This is a genomic window from Pseudomonas sp. IT-P4 (assembly GCF_949767755.1).
Taxonomy (GTDB): Bacteria; Pseudomonadota; Gammaproteobacteria; order Pseudomonadales; family Pseudomonadaceae; genus Aquipseudomonas; species Aquipseudomonas monachiensis.
In genome coordinates, this window is the sequence record NZ_CATKPX010000100.1 from 19,240 (window position 1) to 37,952 (window position 18,713).

An 18,713-nucleotide genomic window follows, 5' to 3' on the forward strand; every position below is an offset into this window, starting at 1 on the left:
CACTCCTTTTCTGCACCCGGCGGGAAACAGAAGGACAGTTATTGTTTTTGTGTCTTCCTGCGCAGGGAAGAATCTGTGCTGATTACATCCTTCAATGGCAGGCGAGACAAATCATCCATCGCACTTTGATCGATACTTTTTTGCACTGAGGTTTTGCGGGGTAGACGCAGGGAAGGGCTTTTCAGCGAAGGAGGGGTATTGAATCCGTACAGGTTTGAGGGGGTAACGCTGTACCTGTGGGAGCGAGCAAGCCCGCTCCCACAGGGATTTGAGGTGTGACTTCAGCCCAGGTTTTGCTCGGTCAACCGCTGCACCACCAAGCGCCGGTAGTGAGAAGGTGTCATGCCCTTGAGTTGCTGGAAGCGCCGGTTGAAGTTGGAAATATTGTTGAAGCCCGATTCGAAGCAGACATCGGTCACCGGCTTGTTGCCATCGGCCAGCAACTCGCAGGACTTGCTGATGCGCAGGCGATTGACGAACTCGATGAAATTGCGCCCGGTGGCCTGCTTGAATACCCGGCTGAAATACGTCGGTTTCATGCCCAGGTGCTCGGCGACTTCCTCCAGCGTCAAGTCCCGGGCGTAATGGGCGAAGATGTAATCCACCGCGCGGTTGGTGCGATCGATGTTGTGTTCGTCGGCCAGTTGCGGGGTCGTGGCGCCAGAGAGCAATTGGTAGTCGTCGGTGGCCGCGAGCAACTCCAGCAGAATGAAAAAATTCCCGAGACGGGTCACACCGCTCGTGTCGGCGATGCGCTGCATCAGATCCATCGCCTTGGCGATGGTGTGCTTGCAGCGAAACTCGATGCCGTACTGCGCACGCTCCAGCAGCGGTGCCAGGGCCTTGAGTTCGGCGAACACCTGATAGCCGCTGTCGAACAACTCGTCGGTGAAGTTGACCAGCATGTCGCGTTTTGGCACCACTTCATCCTCGGCCACCTGGCTGATCCAGTTGTGGGGCAGGTTGGGGCCGGTCAGGAACAGGGTTTGCGGATAGAAGTTGCCGATGTAGTCGCCGATGAACACCTTGCCGGAACTGGCGACGATCAGGTGCAGCTCGTATTCCTTGTGGAAATGCCAGCGCACCAACGGGCAGGGGAAACCGTGCTGGCGATAGATGATGGACAAGCCGTTGTGGTCGTCCATCAGCTCGTAGGAAGGATCGGTGACTCTGGCGGTGCGGGTCATGTCAGGGCGCTTTTGTAGTTATCCCGCCCGGATCATGCCTCTTGACGCAGGGCCAGCGCTACTACCGCCGGTGCGTCTGTTCATGCAAGGCACGGCCGTAAACCGCTTTCATGCTGGTGGCACTCCAGCAATAACGGACGATGTCGGACTCGTCGAAAAAGTCGGTGCTGATGATGCTGCAACGCGTCACCCAGTTTCCCGTGGTGTTGAACCAGTCGTTGATTTGCCGCTTGATATTCCCGGGCCCACCGAGCAGCGAGTAGGTGGTCGCGGACAGTGACCAGAGGAAAGTTTCGTAAGGCGCGTCTTCCAGGGTCTGCGCGATGTAGCGTTGCAGTTCGGCTGGGGCGGAGAACCTGTTGTCGCGCCATTTGTGCGGGATGCGTGGCCAGAAGTATTCGCCATCGAGTTCTGGCCCGGCGGGTGCCGCCATGATCACCCGGCGATGCTGGCTGGCGCTTTTCAGTTCTCCCACTGTTTTGAGTCCGTCGCCGGGTAGGACGGCTCGCAGCCCGAGACGACGCACGAGCCAGTCATTGAGCCGTTGATGATCGAAAGGTTTATTGCCATCGGCCAGTTGATGGAAGTCCAGCACGATGAATTCGTCCGGGTTGCGATCGAGGAACAGCAACACCGCGTCGATCAAGTCGTCCAGGACCCGATGCGAGCGATAGCCGTTGTGATGAAAGTGGAAGCCCGATCGAGCCGCTCCGGCCCTGTAGCCCAGACGGATGTCGAAGGCGCGGGCGCCGTTGGCCAGTTGCCAGGAAAACGTGTCGTTCTGACAGGCGGTCCAGTTGCCGGTCACGACGTCGTAGTTCGGCGCTTTCTTGTCCATGCCGGCGTTATGCACGCCAGGCCAGACGATATCGGTGAGTTTGAGTTGATCGATCTCGAGGGTGTTGCTCATCCAGCTTTGCTTGTCGAGCAAACCACGCGTGTTGCGGGTCATGGCCATTCCTTGTGCGAAACACCCCCGTCCATGGGGTGTGAAGCGGTCAGGTTAACCGGTCGGGCACAGCAACGGCGGTAACTATGTATTGCACAAGAAAAGTGGGCTACTCCTGATTCAGCCGGTTCTTCGCCTCAATCCATTGCGCCATGTATTGAGTGCTCTTGTGCTGGTGGTGACGCAACATGCTGCCGGTAAAGTTATCTCGTCGTATGTTTGCCAGATCCCGCTGGCAATCGACCAGCCGCTGGATCAACGCCGGGCCATGAACGGATTTGCGGTAGCGGCCGGCCAGCAGGGTTTGCCCGTGCGCCTGGGCATCAAGCCAGCGCGTCTTGTCGTTGTGCAGTTGCACGGCATGATCGGCGAACTCCTGTGCCGAACGGGTCACTGCGCCTGGCCATGCCTCTTCGCCATGCATCGCCTCGGCACCCACTGGCGTCGTCACATTCGGTGTGCCACAGAGCATCGCATCGACAATCTTGCCCTTGATTCCCGCGCCAAAACGCAGAGGCGCCATGCAGACCCGCGCCGACGACATGACTTGCAGGGCGTCTTCTGCCCAGTTCATCACATGAAAACCCTGTGCCGGGTTATGCAGGGCCGTCGCCTTGGGTGGTGTGTAGGCACCGTAGATATGCAATTGAGCGCCGGGTATCTGCTCGCGAATCAGCGGCCATATAGCGGTTTTCAACCAGAGCACGGCATCCCAGTTGGGCGCGTGGCGAAAGTTACCGATATGAAGAAAGTGTGCCCGGTTTTCAAACGGTACCGGCGCACGGGTCGGAACATCGACCATCAACGGGCACCAGTGCAACAGGTTGCGCGCAAACCTGAACTGCTCGACCAGCAATTCGATTTCCACTTCGGAAACCATCAGCGTCAAATCACAACGATAGAACGAGGCGATCTCGCGCTTCGCCATATCGGTATCGGCCATGTGTTCGAACTCTTCACGCGACGCGGGGGCGAACAGATCGCTGAAGTCGTTGTTGTCGTCACTGGCCTTCAAACGCTCCTTGAGGCGTTGATGCCGGCCCTGCCTGAGGCTTTGCAGGTCGCAGCTTTCGAGTACGCGCAAGGCATCGGGGCAATGCTTCTCGACCCGCCAGCCGAACTGTTCCTCCATCATGAATTGATCGAACAGCACGATGTCCGGCGCCAGTTCGCTGATGAAAGCATCGAAACTGCTGTTGTTCAGTTCGATGGGGACTTCGCGGATACCCAACGCAGTAAGGTCTGCACGTTGCTCGCCGAAGCCTGCCGGGCTGCTGAATGTGATGTCCCAGCCTTGTTCCAGGAAAACCTCGAGAATCTGCATGACATGCCCACTGGCCGCCGAAGAGCGGGGCTCGGGCCAGACGTAACCAATGACCAGGACTTTGGTTGCGCGGGACTCAATCATGTACGGGCGTTCCTTGAAGCGAAGACAGGGTGGGGATGAAAAAGGCGCGCATTAAACCACAGCGCGGCCCAGGGTCACCCGAGAATGCTTTTGACCTTGTCGCGCAACTGATCAATGGAGAAGGGTTTGCCGATCACGTGCATGTCGACAGGGACTTCGATGCTTTCGGCATAGCCGCTGGCAAACAGGATGGGCAGGTTGGGACGTAACGTGCGGGCAAGGGTGGCCAGTTCACGTCCGTCCATGACCGGCAGGCCAACATCCGTCATCATCAGGTCAATGTGTAGGTTCACATCCTTGAGGGTCTCCAGCGCCTGTTCGCTGCCATCGGCTTCCAGCACCTTGAACTCCAGTTCCTCCAGTACATCGACGATCAGCATGCGCACGATGGCATCGTCTTCGACGACGAGGATGGTGGAAGCGTTGGCGGATGACATGGTCGAATTCCCGAAAAAGATTGGTATTGCCGGTCGCAGGAAATCACCGGCCTCTTGCATGAGTAAGTGGTGGGTCCCGACAAGTTCCCAGCACGTTGGAAAAAGCTTTCACGGCGCGGGAAAGGCAAGGATAGCGCGGACACAGCGTAATTAGGACCTTGCGCGCAAACATGTCAGATAATTGGATCGATGTGCCAGTTTTGGGGCAAACTCCTTGCATCCTGACAGTTCGACAAGGCCTGCCCCATGACCTCAGCGTCCTCGGTTGATGAGCAACGATTTCGTAAACTCCTGAGCCGTAACATCAGCCTGCCGTTGGGGCTGGGTTTCATCAGCGCCGTGTTCTTCGTCTCGCTGATCAGCTATTTGTTGTCGACGATCCAGTGGGTGGAGCACACCGACCGGGTGATCAATAACGCCAATGAAGCGGTCAAGCTGACCGTGGATCTGGAAACCGGGATGCGCGGTTTCCTGCTCAGTGGCGATGAACATTTCCTCGATCCCTACGAAACCGCCAAGCCGCGCATCGCCGTGGCGCTCAACACCTTGCTCGAACTGACTGACGACAACCCGGTGCAGACCGACCGCTTGTTGCGGTTGCAGGCCTTGCAGCAGGAGTGGGCGAGCTACGCACAATCGATGATCGATTTGCAGCGCAGCAGCGGCGATTATCGCGCCGTGGTCAAGGCCGGACGCGGCAAACGCCTGACCGATGAAATTCGCAAGCAGTTCGAGGCGGTGATCGACACCGAGCAACAGTTGCGCGCATCGCGCAATGATGAAGTGCGGCGCACCACGATCATGAGCATCAGCTTCTACCTGTTGCTCATAGCCGGGGTCAGCGGGTTGCTGGCGTATGTCGGGCGTCGCGACTTGATGACCCTGTCGCAGAACTACAGCGTCAACCTTGCCGGCCAACAGGCCAGCGCCCATCGTCTGGAGCAACAGGCCTGGCTGCGCAACGGCCAGACCGAACTGGCCGAGCAGGTATTGGGGCAATTGAGCCTGGCCATGCTCGGTCGCAACATCCTGCAATTCTGTGCGCAGTACCTGGGCAGCGCCGTGGCGGCCATTTATGTGCGCGAAGACCACGGCGGCCTCAAGCGCATCGCCACCTACGGGTTTTCCCGTGAACAGGAAGAGCGTGAGCAGCAGATCTACAGCGACGAAGGTATTGTCGGCCAGGTGGCGCAACAGGCACGGCTGATTCGCCTGGACGAGGTGCCGGGGGATTATTTCAAGGTCAGCTCCGGCCTCGGTGACGGCTTGCCCCGCAGCGTGCTGGTGGTGCCCACCAGCGACGACGAGCGGGTCAATGGCGTGATCGAGTTGGGCTTCCTGCGTCCACTGACCGACCGTGACGTTGAATTGCTTGAGTTGATAGCCGGCAACATCGGCACCTCGATCGAGGCGGCACGCTATCGCCAGCGTTTGCAGGAGGTGTTGGCCCAAACCCAGCAACTCAACGAAGAATTGCAGGTTCAGCAGGAAGAACTCAAGACCGCCAACGAAGAACTCGAGGAGCAGTCGCGGATTCTCAAGGAGTCCCAGGCACACCTGGAAACCCAGCAGGTGGAGCTGGAGCAGACCAACGAACAACTCGCCGAGCAGGCAGAAATACTGGCCGAACAACGCGACGCCATGGACCTGAAGAATACCGAACTCAATCAGGCCCAGATCCAGCTCGAAGAGCGCGCGGTAGAACTGCAGCGATCGAGCAAATACAAGTCCGAATTCCTCGCCAACATGTCCCACGAGTTGCGCACGCCGCTCAACAGCTCGTTGATCCTGGCCAAGCTGCTGGCGGAAAACCCGGAAGAAAACCTCACCGCCGAGCAAGTGAAGTTCGCCGAGTCGATCTACTGCGCCGGCAATGACTTGCTCCACCTGATCAACGACATTCTGGACATTTCCAAAGTCGAGGCCGGCAAGCTGGAGATCCATCCGGAGAACACCAGCGTGGCGCGTCTGGTGGATGGCCTGCGCGGCCTGTTCCAGCCATTGGCCACGGACAAGCAGCTGGATTTCCAGGTGGATATTCAGGACGGCGCACCGCTGATGCTGTTCACCGACCGCCAGCGCCTGGAGCAAGTGCTCAAGAACCTGTTGTCCAACGCCGTGAAATTCACGGAAAGCGGCAGCGTCAGCCTGTCCGTCGCCTCGGCGCCGAGCGACGGCATCGCGTTCAGCATCGGCGATTCCGGGATCGGCATCGAGGTGGATCATCACGAAAGCATCTTCGAAGCGTTCCGTCAGGCCGATGGCACCACCAACCGGCGCTACGGCGGCACGGGGCTGGGTTTGTCGATCTCCCGAGACCTGGCGGCCTTGCTCGGCGGTTCCATCAGCGTGAGCAGCACGCCGGGGCAGGGCAGTGTATTTACCCTGGTCTTGCCGCGGCAATACGTGGAACCGGGCGAAGTGCCTGTCGAACCGATGCGAGCCGCTCCAGTGGTGGCGGCGTCGAGTGTGTCGACGCCCACGTTGTCGCCACGGGTGGCCGAAGTCGACATTCCGCGTTTCGATGACGATCGCCACAAGGGTCCGTTCACCACCCGCTGCATTCTGGTGGTGGAGGACGAGCCGAACTTTGCCCACATCCTCTACGATCTGGCCCATGAACTGGGTTATCAATGCCTGGTGGCCCACGGTGCCGATGAAGGCTACGAGCTGGCCAAGGCGTTCATCCCCGATGCGATCCTGCTGGATATGCGCCTGCCGGATCATTCCGGCCTGACCGTGCTGCAACGTTTGAAGGAGCACGCCGAAACCCGACACATTCCGGTGCATGTGATTTCAGTCGAAGACCGGGTCGAGGCGGCGATGCACATGGGTGCCATTGGCTATGCGGTCAAACCGACCAGCCGCGAGGAACTCAAGGAGGTGTTTGCACGCCTCGAGGCCAAGCTGACCCAGAAGGTAAAGCGCGTGCTGCTGGTCGAGGACGATGACTTGCAGCGCGATAGCATTGCCCGCCTGATCGGCGACGATGACATCGAGATCGCCGCCGTTGGCCTGGCGCAGGAGGCGCTGGACCTGCTGCGCACGTCGGTCTTCGATTGCATGATCATCGACCTCAAGTTGCCGGACATGCTCGGCAATGACCTGCTCAAGCGCATGTCCACCGAAGACATCTGCTCCTTTCCGCCGGTCATCGTCTATACCGGGCGCAACCTGACCCGGGATGAAGAAGCCGAACTACGCAAGTATTCGCGTTCGATCATCATCAAGGGCGCACGCTCGCCAGAGCGGTTGCTGGATGAGGTGACGCTTTTTCTGCACAAAGTCGAATCACGGTTGTCCCATGATCGACAGAAGATGCTCAAGGTCGCCCGCAGCCGCGACAAGGTCTTTGAAGGCCGCAAGGTGCTGCTGGTGGATGACGATGTGCGCAACATTTTCGCCCTCACCAGTGCGCTGGAGCATAAGGGCGCAGTCGTGGTCATTGGCCGCAATGGCCGCGAAGCGATAGAACGACTCAATGAGGTGCAAGACATCGATCTGGTGTTGATGGACGTGATGATGCCGGAAATGGATGGCTTTGAAGCCACCGTTGAAATCCGCAAGGACCCGCGCTGGCGCAAGCTGCCGATCATCGCGGTGACGGCCAAGGCCATGAAGGACGATCAGGAGCGCTGCCTGCAGGCCGGCGCCAACGATTACCTGGCCAAGCCCATTGACCTCGATCGCCTGTTTTCGCTGATCCGTGTGTGGTTACCGAAGATGGAACGGATCTAGTGGAGCGCAATTTCCCAGTGGAGCGAAACAGCGAAATCGAACTGCGGTTGTTGATCGAGGCGATCTATCTCAAGTACAGCTACGATTTTCGCGATTACTCCGGCGCTTCGATCAAACGCCGGGTCAACCATGCGTTGAGCCAGTTGGAGTGCAACACCATCTCGGCATTGCAGGATAAGGTCCTGCACGATCCCGCCGCGTTCATGCAACTGCTGCAATTGCTGACCATTCCGGTCAGCGAGATGTTTCGCGACCCCTCGCACTTCCTGGCCATCCGCAAGGAAGTGGTGCCGTTGCTGCGAACCTATCCCTCGATCAAGGTCTGGATCGCTGGATGCAGCACCGGAGAAGAGGTGTATTCAATGGCCATTCTGCTGCGCGAAGAAGGCCTGCTGGACCGCACGATCATCTATGCAACCGATATCAATCCGCGCTCGCTGGAAAAGGCCAAGCAAGGGATTTTCTCGATGGAGAACGTCCGCGCCTACACTGCTAATTATCAGCAGGCCGGTGGCCAGAGTTCGTTTGCCGACTACTATACGGCGGCCTATGGGTACGCGATTTTCGACAAGACACTGCGCGAGAACGTGACCTTCGCCGATCACAGCCTGGCGACGGACAGCGTATTCTCGGAAACTCAATTAATTTCATGTCGTAACGTATTGATTTATTTTAATAAAAAACTTCAGGATCGGGCATTCGGACTGTTTCATGAGTCCCTCTGTCATCGCGGTTTTTTGGTGCTGGGCAGTAAGGAAACCCCGGATTTCTCAGCCTTCGGCGATCAGTTCGAGCCGTTGGTCAAACAAGAACGGATTTATCGAAAAACATGAACAGTGCAAGGAAATTACCGGCGATCGAAGCGATCGTGATCGGTGCCTCCGCCGGTGGCGTCGAGGCGCTGTTGAGCATCCTCGGCCCGCTGCGCGAAGGCTTCGCACTGCCGATCATTGTCGTGCTGCACATGCCGGACGAGCGCCGCAGCCAGCTGGCGGACGTGTTTTCCCGCCGGGTTGCCCTGCCGGTGCTGGAAGCGTGCGACAAGACCCCGGTCGAGGCCGGCACGCTGTATTTCGCCGCGCCCGGTTATCACCTGTCAGTGGAGCGGGACCGCAGCTTTTCGCTGAGCCTGGAGCCTCGTTTGCATCATTCGCGACCCGCCATCGATTACCTGTTCGAATCGGCCGCCGATGCGTACGGCGCCCATCTGGCTGCAGTGTTGCTTACCGGCGCCAACTGCGATGGCGCGCGCGGCCTGGCTCAGGTCAAGCAGCGCGGTGGCATGACCATCGTGCAGGACCCGCGGGAGGCTCAGGTTGCCACCATGCCCCAGGCCGCGCTGGACATGCACCAGCCGGACCACATACTTCCTGTACGCGGCATCGGCCGTTTGCTTGTCGAACTGGAACGAATCGCATGTTGAGTAATATCCAGGCCAAACTGCTGATCGTGGACGATCTGCCGGAGAATCTGCTGGCGCTCGAAGCGCTGATCAAGCGTGAAGACCGCATCGTGTACAAGGCGCTGTCCGCCGACGAAGCCTTGTCCCTGCTGTTGGAACACGAGTTCGCCTTGGCCATCCTCGATGTGCAGATGCCCGGCATGAATGGCTTCGAGCTGGCCGAGTTGATGCGCGGCACGGAAAAGACCAGGAACATCCCGATCGTTTTCGTCAGCGCCGCCGGGCGTGAACTGAACTATGCGTTCAAGGGCTATGAAAGCGGAGCCGTGGACTTCCTGCACAAGCCGCTGGACATCCAGGCGGTCAAGAGCAAGGTCAATGTGTTCGTTGACCTGTATCGCCAGAGCAAGGCGATGAAGGAACAAGTGCTGGCCCTTGAGCAAAGCCGTCGCGAACAGGAAGCGCTGCTCGAGCAACTGCAAAACACCCAGCTGGAACTGGAGCAGGCGGTGCGCATGCGCGATGACTTCATGTCCATTGTCGCCCACGAAGTGCGCACGCCGCTCAACGGTCTGATCCTTGAGACCCAGCTGCGCAAGATGCACCTGGCCCGGGACAACGCCGCCGCCTTCACCCTGGACAAGATGCATGCCATGGTCGACCGCGACGAGCGGCAGATCAAAAGCCTCATTCGCTTGATCGAAGACATGCTCGATGTCTCGCGCATCCGTACCGGCAAGTTGTCGATCCGGCCCAAGCGCGTTGATCTTTCGACGCTGGTTCGCGACGTGCTGCACAACTTCTCCCAGCAGATCGACGCCGCAGAGGCTTCGGTTTCGCTCGATGCCGCGCAACCGGTGATCGGAAACTGGGATGAGTTTCGTATTGAACAGGTCATTTCCAACCTGTTGACCAACGCCTTGCGCTACGGGGCCAAGAGCCCGATCGCGGTGAAGGTCTACAGTGAGGGTGGCCAGGCACTGGTGGATGTTCAGGATCAAGGGATCGGCATCAGCGAGGAAAACCAGAAGCGGATCTTCCAGCAGTTCGAGCGGGTATCGGCCAGGCACGCCGTCGCCGGACTGGGTCTGGGATTGTTTATTTCTGAGCAGATTGTGGCCGCCCATGGCGGTACTATTACCGTCCAGAGCAGGATTGGCGAAGGCGCCTTGTTTCGCGTTTGTCTGCCGCTGTAGGAAAACAGCCAGGTAAACGCAACCTCTGATCGACACCACGGTCGTATCAGCAGCAATTGACCGAACAAAGGCTTCCCATGAGCGAAGATGCACAAGATGTAGTACTCGTCGTCGAGGACGATCCCTCGATTCTGATGGTGCTGTCCGCTTATCTGTCGGGCGAGGGTTACCGCGTGTTGCAGGCCGAAAACGGCGAGCAGGCTTTCGAGATCCTGGCGAGCAAACCGCACCTGGACATGATGATCACCGACTTCCGCCTGCCCGGGGGAATCTCCGGCGTGCAGATCGCCGAGCCCGCCGTGAAGCTGCGACCGGAGCTCAAGGTGATTTTCATCAGTGGCTATGCCCAGGAAATCCGTGAGACCGACAGCCCGATCACCCGCAAGGCGCCGATCCTCGACAAACCCTTCGATCTGGATAAATTGCAGGAACTGATGCAGGACATGCTTTCCTGAGCGCTCAGGCGCTGATCATCTCCCTGACCTTCGCCGTCAACAGGTCGAAGGTAAACGGCTTGGTGATCATCTGCATGCCCGGATCAAGGAACCCGCCGCGCACTGCGGCGTGCTCGGCGTAGCCGGTGATGAACAGCACCCTGAGGTCGGGTCGCAGTTGCCGGCCGATTTCCGCCAGTTGCCGGCCATTCATGCCGGGCAGGCCGACATCGCTGATCAGCAGGTCGATGCGCTGGGCCGAGTCGAGTATCGGCACCGCGCTATCGCCATCACAGGCCTCGACGTAGGCATACCCCAGGTCGCTCAACACCGTGCTGACCAGCACCCGCACCGCCGGGTCGTCCTCGACGATCAACACCGTCTCGCCATGCTTGGCCAAAGGTGAATGTTCGACGTCCAATGGACGCTCCAGGGGCAGGTCTCCACTAAAGCGTGGCAGGAACAGGCTCACCGTGGTGCCTTCGCCCACGACGCTGTGGATGGCGACGTGACCTCCCGACTGCTTGCTGAAACCATAGATCATCGATAACCCCAGCCCGGTGCCCTGGCCGATGGGCTTGGTGGTGAAGAAGGGGTCGAAGGCGCGGTTGATGGTGCTTTGCGGCATGCCACAGCCGGTGTCGGTGACGCTGAGCACCACGTAGTCACCCGCATCGAGACTGTTCTGGCCCTGGGTGAAGTCCTCGTCAAAGTGCTGGTTCGCGGTCGAGACCAGCAGCCGTCCGCCATTGGGCATGGCATCGCGTGCATTGATCACCAGGTTGAGCAGGGCGCTTTCCAGTTGATTGGGGTCGGCTTCGGCCACCCACAGTTGCTCGTCCAGTTGCATGTCCAGGCGAATGGTTTCGTTGATGCTGCGTTGCAGCAGTTCATCCATGGAGATCACCAGACTGTTCATCTCCACGGGTTTCGAATCCAGCGACTGGCGCCGGGAAAACGCCAGCAGGCGGTGGGTCAGGCCCGCCGCGCGGTTGGCCGACGTCACCCCCAGGTCGATCAGGCTGTCGAGGTCTTCGGTTCGCCCCCGGGCCAGGCGTCGGCGCAACAACTCCAGACTGCCGATGATACCGGTCAGCATGTTGTTGAAGTCATGGGCGATGCCGCCGGTGAGCTGGCCGACGGCTTCCATTTTCTGCGACTGACGCAATGCCTCTTCGTTGTGACGCAGTTGCGCCGTGCGCTCTTCCACCTGTTGCTCAAGGGTTTCGAGGGTATTCTGCAGGCGCAATTCGCTCTGGCTCAGGTCGATCAGCCGGTCCCTGGCTTCATACTGTCGTCGCCGCCCGCGCAGGGCCGTGGTGACCAGGCTGATCAGTGTGACCGGGTGAAACGGCCGCTCAAGGAAGGTGACGTTGCCCAATTGCGGGCCGAAGCGTGATGCCAGGTCCTGTTGCGGGCCACCGTGGTGCGTCATCACCACGATCGGCAGATCCGACCAGGCGGGCTGGTGTTCGATCAGGCGGATCAGCGGTTCCAGATCGGCACCCAATAGTGCCTCGGAGGAGATCAGCAGCAGGCCGGCCCCCTGTTCCAGTTCGGCGCACAATCCTGGCAGGTCGGAGCTGATCACCCCGTGAAACCCGGCCTCGTTGAGCATCATCAGGGCGATCTGGCCATCGCGCCCTCGCGGTGCAAGGATGATTGTGCGTTCGGGCGTGGCTAGCATGGCCGTCACCGGATTTCATCCGCGAGCAACGGGTTGCTGGCCCCGAGATAGGTGGGGACGCCACGCAATACGCCCTGGAAGGCTTCCAGCGGTTCGCCGATGGTCATGCCCAGGCCGCTGATGCGGTATTCACGGATGGTCGACTCATGGCTGCCGGTACGCTTCTTGATGATCGAAATGGCCCGGCGCACCTTGCCCAGGGCTTCGAAGTAACGCAGCAGAATGACCGTATCGGCCAGGTAAGTGATGTCCACCGGCGCCTGCATATCGCCGACCAGGCCGTGCTGGGCCACCGTCATGAAGGTCGCGGCGCCTTGGCGATTGAGGTACAGCAGCAACTCGTGCATGTGCAGCACCAGGGCGTTTTCTTCCGGCATCGCCGCCTGATAGCCGTTGATGCTGTCGATCACCACAGTCTTGATATTGCCTTCGTCAACGCAGCGCCGGACCCGGTGGGAGAACTCGCCGGGGGACAGTTCAGCCGCGTCCACTTGTTCGATCAGCAAATTGCCGCTGTCTTGCAGGGCCTGCAGGTCGATGCCGATGTTCTTCATGCGCTCGAACAGCAACCCCAACTCTTCATCGAAAATGAACAGCGCGGCTTTTTCGCCCCGAGCCACGGCTGCGGCGGCGAACACCATGGAGATCAGCGATTTGCCGGTCCCTGCCGGACCGAGGATCAAGGTGCTGGAACCGGTTTCGATACCACCGCCCAGCAGCGCATCCATTTCCCGGATGCCGCTGGTCAATTGCTGACGCAGGTATTGACCGCGATGTTCGGCAGCCACCAGGCGCGGGAATACATGCACGCCGTCGCCCATGATGGTGAAGTCATGGAAGCCGCCGCGGTACTTCTGGCCACGGTACTTGACCACGCGGATGCGACGTCGCTCGGCGCCGTAGTTTGGCGTCAGTTCTTCCAGGCGAATCACGCCGTGGGCCACGCTGTGCACGGTTTTGTCGAGGGACTCGGCGGTCAGGTCATCGAGCAGCAGCACTGTGGCATCGTAACGCACGAAATAGTGCTTGATGGCCAGAATCTGCCGGCGGTAGCGCAGCGAGCTTTGCGCCAGCAGGCGAATCTCCGAAAGGCTGTCCAGGACAACGCGGGTCGGCTTGAGCCGCTCGACCACTTCGAAGATCTGGCGGGTGGCTTCGCCAAGTTCCAGGTCGGAGGAGTAGAGCAGTGTCTGCTGCTGTTCGGCATTGAGCAGGCTTTCCGGGGGCGTCAGCTCGAAGATATGGACGTTTTCGTCCATCTCCCAGCCATGGGACAAGGCGCCTTGGCGCAGTTCGCGTTCGGTCTCGGACAGCGTGATGTACAACGAGCGTTCACCGACTTGCGCGCCCGCCAGCAGGAAGTGCAGCGCCACGGTGGTCTTGCCGGTGCCCGGCTCGCCTTCGAGCAAAAACACATGTCCGCGGGACAATCCGCCGTCGAGGATATCGTCCAGACCTTCGATACCGGTGGCGGCCTTGGCTTGGTTCAAATCGTCGGATAGAGACAAACAAGCGTCCTCATATGGCCAGGGTCAACGAAGCAGCCGCTGCGAAGTGCCGCAACGGGCTGCTTGTTCACTTGACCCTTGGCCAGGACGACGGTTCAACGAAATTTCAGTCGGGGTCAAAGCCCTTGTTGCAACGCCGGATCATCGGGGTTCATCTGTTCGAGTTGGGCCAACAGGATCTGCACGTTTTGCAGCTGCCCGCTTTCCTTCCAGTAATTGATCAGCAGCACCCGGGCCTTGCGATCGTTCGGATGGCGCTGAACGACTTCCTGCAACTGGTTCTGTGCCGCTTCGAGCTCATGTTCACCGTGCAACGTGGTGGCCAGGTCGTAGCGGTAATCCCGGTTGTCAGGCTCAAGCTCTACGGCCTTGGACAGGCCGAGCAGGGCGAATTCGCTTTGCTCGTGATGCAGCAGCCAGAGCCCCAGCGCGTGTTGCAGGTAGGCCGAGTTGGGTTGTGTCTGCAGTTGCCTGGCCAACAGCTGCCGGGCGGCGTCGTTCTGGCCCTGTTTATCCAGCACCTCGATTTGCAGCACTAGCGCCGGCAGGTTCTCCGGCGCCAGGCGCAGGGTGTTATCCAGCGCCTGTTGCGCTTGCTTGAGCTCGGCGTTGTGCAGGTGCAACCGGGCCAGTTGGAATTGGTTTGCGGCGCTTTGCGGCTCGCTCTTGAGCACTTGTTCCCAGGCATCGATGGCTTGTTCCAGCGGCCCGAAATACAAACCCAGTTCATCCGGGGACAACCCCAGCAGCGCGTTGATCGCCGCCAGCCGCACGCTTTGTTCGCTGTCATCGAGCAATGGCCCCAGCAGCAGACTGCGCTGGCCGTTCGGTACCAGGCCACTGATACTCCTGATCGCCGCGATACGTACTTCGGGCGACTCGTTCTGCAAGTCGGCATCCGCCAGCTTCAGGGCCACCGAGCTTGGATAGTTGGGCAGCTCGGCATGCAACCAGATACGCCGCTTGGGGGACAGGTCCGGACGGGCCAATTGCTGGTAGAGCACCCGCGCGGCACCCGGTTGACCGCCCCGGGCAGCCGCCAGCGCTTCGCTGTAGCCATGCTGGATGGCTTCGGGAACCACCGGGGTGGTATCGCGCAGGGAGAACCACACAAGGCCGATGACGAGCAGGGCGAAGACGCTGATAAACAGGAGGCGGCGGGACTTGGGCATGCAGGAATCCGGAAGCTGGCAAGCTTTGCAAAGGCGCCAGCTTCGGTCAGGCCAGGCTTTGAGTCAAACCTTGACGACGTTCACTGACGATTCAATGGACCAGCAAGCTGCGTCGACAGCAAAACCTCTCGAGGCAGCGCGGCAGTGACTACGCTTGCTGGAGGTGTCTCGACGGGTGCTTCCATGCAAGGGTTGTTACAGTACTTCAAGGCCATTCTCAACCCCGGGCCCGGGGTGTTGCTGTTTGCCCTGCGAACCATCGCAGCCGGATTGTTGACCCTGTACCTGGCGTTTTTGTTCGACCTGGACCAGCCCAAGTGGTCGATCATGGCCGTGGTCATCATCAGCCAGCCCCTTGGCGGCATGGTGCTGGCCCGCAGCTTTGGCCAGGTGATCGGCACCACGGTGGGCGCGGCCGTGGCGGTGCTGATCATGGCGATCTTTCCCCAGGCGCCGCTGCCATTCATCACCACCCTGGCGCTGTGGCTGGCGCTGTGCACCGCCGGTGGCACCCTGTTGCGCTATACCAGTTCCGGGGCGTTTGTCCTCAGCGGCTACACCGCCGTGGTGGTGGCCTTGCTGGCGGTGCCGGACCCGGACGGCATGTTTTTGCTGGCGGTCACCCGTGTCACCGAGACGCTGCTGGCGGTTGCCTGCGTGTGCGTGGTCAGCCTGCTCACCGCCAGGCCACAAGCCGTGGCCCGGGATTACTTCGCCAGGATCGATCAAATCACCCGGTTGCTGGCCACCCACGCCAGCGCCGTCATCCGCACCGAAGAGAGCGAAGCCGAGTTCCAGCAGCGGCAAATGCAGCTGCTGGGCCAGATCAGCGGCCTGGAAGGCGTGCGCCGGCACCTGTACTTCGATGCTCCGCGCTTGCGCAGTGCCAACGGTCTGGTGCAACTGTTGGGCAACCAATTGGTGCTATTGACCGCGCGGTTGACCGCCTTGCGCCACCAGCGTCTGTTGTTGACCGAGCGCTGGGAGGGCGAGTTGCCTGAAGAGATTCAACGGTTGCGCGGCGAAGAGCTGGCCTTTCTCGATGAACTGGCGCGGGAGGGCCGTTCGCTGTCCAGTGACAAGCGCCAGCATTTCACCTCGCTGCAACAACGCTTTGATGAGCTGGCCTACAGGGCCGAACAATTGACCGAACCGCTGCCGGCCACCTTGCGTTCGCTGGCCTGGTCGCTGCGCTGGGAGCAGGCGCGTCTGTTGCAGCAATTGGAGCAGATTCTGGAATTGAGTGATGCCATCCAGAGCGGGCGACCGGCCAGCAGCGTGTATCGCGGGCGGGAAAACCCGCTGCACCTGGACTTCACCCTGGCGACCATGAATGCCGTCCGGGCCTTTTGCGCGCTGTTGATCGCCGGCCTGATCTGGATCGAAACCGGTTGGGACGGTGCCCGAGGCGGAATGGTGCTGGTGGGCATCCTGTGTTCGCTGATGTCGACGTTTCCCCGGCCGCTGCTGGCGGTGCAAAGCTATGCCAGGGGGTTCGGGCTGGCACTGGTGGCCTCGGCGCTCCTTCAGTTCATGTTTGTGCCGATGATCAGCAATTTCGAGATGCTGGCCTTGCTGCTGGCGCCCTTGCTCTACGCGGTCGCGGTGGGGCTGGCCAGTCCAGCCACCACCGGTACCGGCATTGGCCTGGGGCTCACGACCTTTCTGTTGCTCGGCCCGTTGAACGTGGGGATTGGGCAAAACACCGCCACCCAGTGGTTTGAGTTTGCGGGTGCCTATACCTGCGCGACCGCACTGGCGTTGAGTGTCTATGCGCTGATCTTTCCGTTCATGCCGGATTTGCGCATGCGCCGGCTCCACAAAGAGAACGGCGAGCAGGTGTACGCCTTGCTGAAAACCTCGGCGAGCGATGAACAGCAGTTTGCCTTCGAGAGCCGCATGGTTGATCGCCTGACCATGATGCTGGGGCTGCTGCCGGCGACCCGGGAGCCACACTCGCGCGAGCTGTTTCAAGTCAGCCTGGCCTGCATGGCATTGGGTATTGCCTTGAATCAGCTCAGGCAGCAGGGGCAGAACAACGCATTGCTGACTCCCGATCTGCAAAGTCGCCTGTTTTCGACAGTCCGGGAAACCGGCAGGCTGGTCGCCGGCCGGCCCGGGGTCGAAGTGGCGCAGGTGCTCGATAGCCTGCACACCCTGGGCGACGACCTGGATGCCCTGCATACCGATGTCCATGAGCACTTGTGGTCGGTGTTCCGCATGCGTGTGGCGCTGTTGATCGTGGTGTCGTTCGTCGAACGCTATCGCGGCTACTTTCAACCCTCAGGCCTTGAAGGAGACCCTGTCCTTGCCCATTGATCTTGAAGTGGGCGGTGCCTATCTGCCCCCGATTGCCCAGGCGCTGCTGCTGGGCCTGCCGATTTTCCTGCTGCTGGACTGGGCGTTGCGGCGCCTCGGCGTGCTGCAGTTCGTCTGGCACGAGGCGTTGTTCGAAGGCGCGCTTTACGCCTGCGTCTGCGCCACGTTGATTCTGGTGATGGGAGCTTGATGCCATGAAGAACATCCTTTCCCGACTCACGACGGTGGCGGTGGTACTGCTGGCCTTTATCCTGGGCTGGTTCGCCTGGGAGCATTACACCCGTGCGCCCTGGACCCGGGATGCGCGAGTGCGTGCCGATGTGGTGACCTTGTCCGCCGACGTATCGGGGCGAATCGTCAGCCTGGCCGTACAGGACAACCAGCATGTGAACAAAGGCCAGGCGCTGCTGGAGATCGACCCGGCGCGTTACACCCTGGCGGTGGAGCACGCCAAGCGCGCGGTGGAGGTGGCGAAAGCCTCGCTCGGGCAGGCCCAGGCGGCCATCATCGCCAGCGAAGCGTTGCTCAAGCAACGTCAGAGCGAGGAGCAGCGCCGGCGCACGCTCAAGGATCGTTCGGCGATTTCCGGCGAAGAGTGGGAGAAGGCCAACACCGATGTATCGGTGGCCCAGGCCGACTTGCTGCGTAACCAGGCCAATATGGTGTTGGCCCAGGCCAACGTGCAACTGGCCATTGCGGCCTTGACCCAGTCCGAGCTCGACTTGCAGCGTACCCACGTGGTTTCACCGGTGACCGGCTATGTTACCAATCTGCTGACCCGGGAGGGTGATTACGCCTCGGCCGGCGGACCCTTGCTGGCGCTGGTGGACAGCGAATCGTTCTATGTCAGCGGTTACTTCGAAGAAACCAAGTTGCCGCGGATCGGGGAGGGCGACCTAGTCAGGATCGAGTTGATGAGTGGCGAGACATTTGGCGGCAAAGTGCAGAGCATTGCCTTCGCCATTGCCGACCGGGAAAACCTGCCGGGCGGTCGCCTGCTGGCCAGCATCAACCCCAGTTACACCTGGATCAAACTGGCGCAACGGGTACCGGTGCGGATCGAGATAGATGCCGACTATGCGGGTAAAAACAACCTGCGCGCCGGGACCACGGCTACTGTGACCGTCGAAGAACAGCGCTAACCCTGTAGGAGCTGCCGAAGGCTGCGATCTTTTGATTTTGATCTTCGCGGGTCAAGTACACAAAAAGGTCAAAAGATCGCAGCCTTCGGCAGCTCCTACAGGGATATGTATTGTGTGCAAAAAAAGCCCCGCGA

Annotated in this window: 15 protein-coding genes; 8 read left to right on the forward strand and 7 right to left on the reverse strand. The window is 60.2% G+C overall.

Going from position 1 to position 18,713, the window contains the following annotated elements; translation table 11 throughout:
- Nucleotides 1-281 precede the first annotated feature (281 nt).
- The 4 genes from ACM6IT_RS27140 to ACM6IT_RS27155 all read right to left on the reverse strand — a co-directional run bounded on the left by ACM6IT_RS27140 (nt 282) and on the right by ACM6IT_RS27155 (nt 3,981).
- Nucleotides 282-1,187, reverse strand: coding sequence for an AraC family transcriptional regulator (locus ACM6IT_RS27140; protein ID WP_414914434.1), 906 nt, complete (start codon nt 1,185-1,187; stop codon nt 282-284).
- 61 nt (nt 1,188-1,248) lie between these two features.
- On the reverse strand, nt 1,249-2,139 hold the full coding sequence (locus tag ACM6IT_RS27145) for a phospholipase (protein WP_414914435.1): 891 nt from the start codon (nt 2,137-2,139) through the stop codon (nt 1,249-1,251).
- 106 nt (nt 2,140-2,245) lie between these two features.
- On the reverse strand, nt 2,246-3,544 hold the full coding sequence (locus ACM6IT_RS27150; RefSeq protein WP_414914436.1) for a glycosyltransferase: 1,299 nt from the start codon (nt 3,542-3,544) through the stop codon (nt 2,246-2,248).
- Between the two features lie 74 nt (nt 3,545-3,618).
- A complete protein-coding gene (locus tag ACM6IT_RS27155) occupies nt 3,619-3,981 on the reverse strand; it encodes a response regulator (protein WP_056724696.1) in 363 nt (120 codons plus the stop codon).
- Between the two features lie 246 nt (nt 3,982-4,227).
- Between ACM6IT_RS27155 and ACM6IT_RS27160 the strand changes: the two genes are divergently transcribed.
- The 5 genes from ACM6IT_RS27160 to ACM6IT_RS27180 all read left to right on the forward strand — a co-directional run bounded on the left by ACM6IT_RS27160 (nt 4,228) and on the right by ACM6IT_RS27180 (nt 10,772).
- Nucleotides 4,228-7,719: a response regulator gene (locus tag ACM6IT_RS27160; protein ID WP_414919036.1), complete on the forward strand. Its 3,492-nt coding sequence runs from the start codon at nt 4,228-4,230 to the stop codon at nt 7,717-7,719.
- Complete coding sequence (locus ACM6IT_RS27165; protein WP_056724701.1) at nt 7,719-8,552, forward strand: CheR family methyltransferase; 834 nt, start codon at nt 7,719-7,721, stop codon at nt 8,550-8,552. Before ACM6IT_RS27160 ends, ACM6IT_RS27165 begins: the two co-directional genes overlap by 1 nt.
- Nucleotides 8,549-9,142, forward strand: coding sequence for a chemotaxis protein CheB (locus tag ACM6IT_RS27170; protein ID WP_414919037.1), 594 nt, complete (start codon nt 8,549-8,551; stop codon nt 9,140-9,142). The genes ACM6IT_RS27165 and ACM6IT_RS27170 overlap by 4 nt, the downstream gene beginning before the upstream one ends.
- Nucleotides 9,136-10,317, forward strand: coding sequence for an ATP-binding protein (locus tag ACM6IT_RS27175; RefSeq protein ID WP_414919038.1), 1,182 nt, complete (start codon nt 9,136-9,138; stop codon nt 10,315-10,317). Before ACM6IT_RS27170 ends, ACM6IT_RS27175 begins: the two co-directional genes overlap by 7 nt.
- A gap of 77 nt (nt 10,318-10,394) precedes the next feature.
- On the forward strand, nt 10,395-10,772 hold the full coding sequence (locus ACM6IT_RS27180; RefSeq protein WP_007970583.1) for a response regulator: 378 nt from the start codon (nt 10,395-10,397) through the stop codon (nt 10,770-10,772).
- Between the two features lie 4 nt (nt 10,773-10,776).
- Here the strand turns inward: ACM6IT_RS27180 and ACM6IT_RS27185 are convergent, their stop codons facing one another.
- The 3 genes from ACM6IT_RS27185 to ACM6IT_RS27195 form a co-directional block, all read right to left on the reverse strand.
- On the reverse strand, nt 10,777-12,447 hold the full coding sequence (locus tag ACM6IT_RS27185) for a response regulator (protein ID WP_056724709.1): 1,671 nt from the start codon (nt 12,445-12,447) through the stop codon (nt 10,777-10,779).
- Entirely contained in the window at nt 12,444-13,946 is a 1,503-nt protein-coding gene (locus ACM6IT_RS27190; protein ID WP_056724711.1) for an ATPase domain-containing protein, read from the reverse strand. Before ACM6IT_RS27190 ends, ACM6IT_RS27185 begins: the two co-directional genes overlap by 4 nt.
- Nucleotides 13,947-14,062: 116 nt before the next feature.
- Nucleotides 14,063-15,118 carry a tetratricopeptide repeat protein gene (locus ACM6IT_RS27195; RefSeq protein ID WP_056724713.1) on the reverse strand — a complete coding sequence of 352 codons (1,056 nt, stop codon included), beginning with the start codon at nt 15,116-15,118 and terminating at the stop codon, nt 14,063-14,065.
- 183 nt (nt 15,119-15,301) lie between these two features.
- On the opposite strand from ACM6IT_RS27195, the gene ACM6IT_RS27200 reads away from it, so the two are divergent.
- The 3 genes from ACM6IT_RS27200 to ACM6IT_RS27210 are packed head-to-tail and all read left to right on the forward strand — an operon-like array spanning nt 15,302 to nt 18,579.
- On the forward strand, nt 15,302-17,437 hold the full coding sequence (locus tag ACM6IT_RS27200; RefSeq protein ID WP_414919039.1) for an FUSC family protein: 2,136 nt from the start codon (nt 15,302-15,304) through the stop codon (nt 17,435-17,437).
- Entirely contained in the window at nt 17,427-17,627 is a 201-nt protein-coding gene (locus ACM6IT_RS27205; protein WP_414919040.1) for a DUF1656 domain-containing protein, read from the forward strand. Before ACM6IT_RS27200 ends, ACM6IT_RS27205 begins: the two co-directional genes overlap by 11 nt.
- A gap of 4 nt (nt 17,628-17,631) precedes the next feature.
- Nucleotides 17,632-18,579 carry an HlyD family secretion protein gene (locus tag ACM6IT_RS27210; protein ID WP_056724719.1) on the forward strand — a complete coding sequence of 316 codons (948 nt, stop codon included), beginning with the start codon at nt 17,632-17,634 and terminating at the stop codon, nt 18,577-18,579.
- The last annotated feature ends 134 nt before the right edge of the window (nt 18,580-18,713 follow it).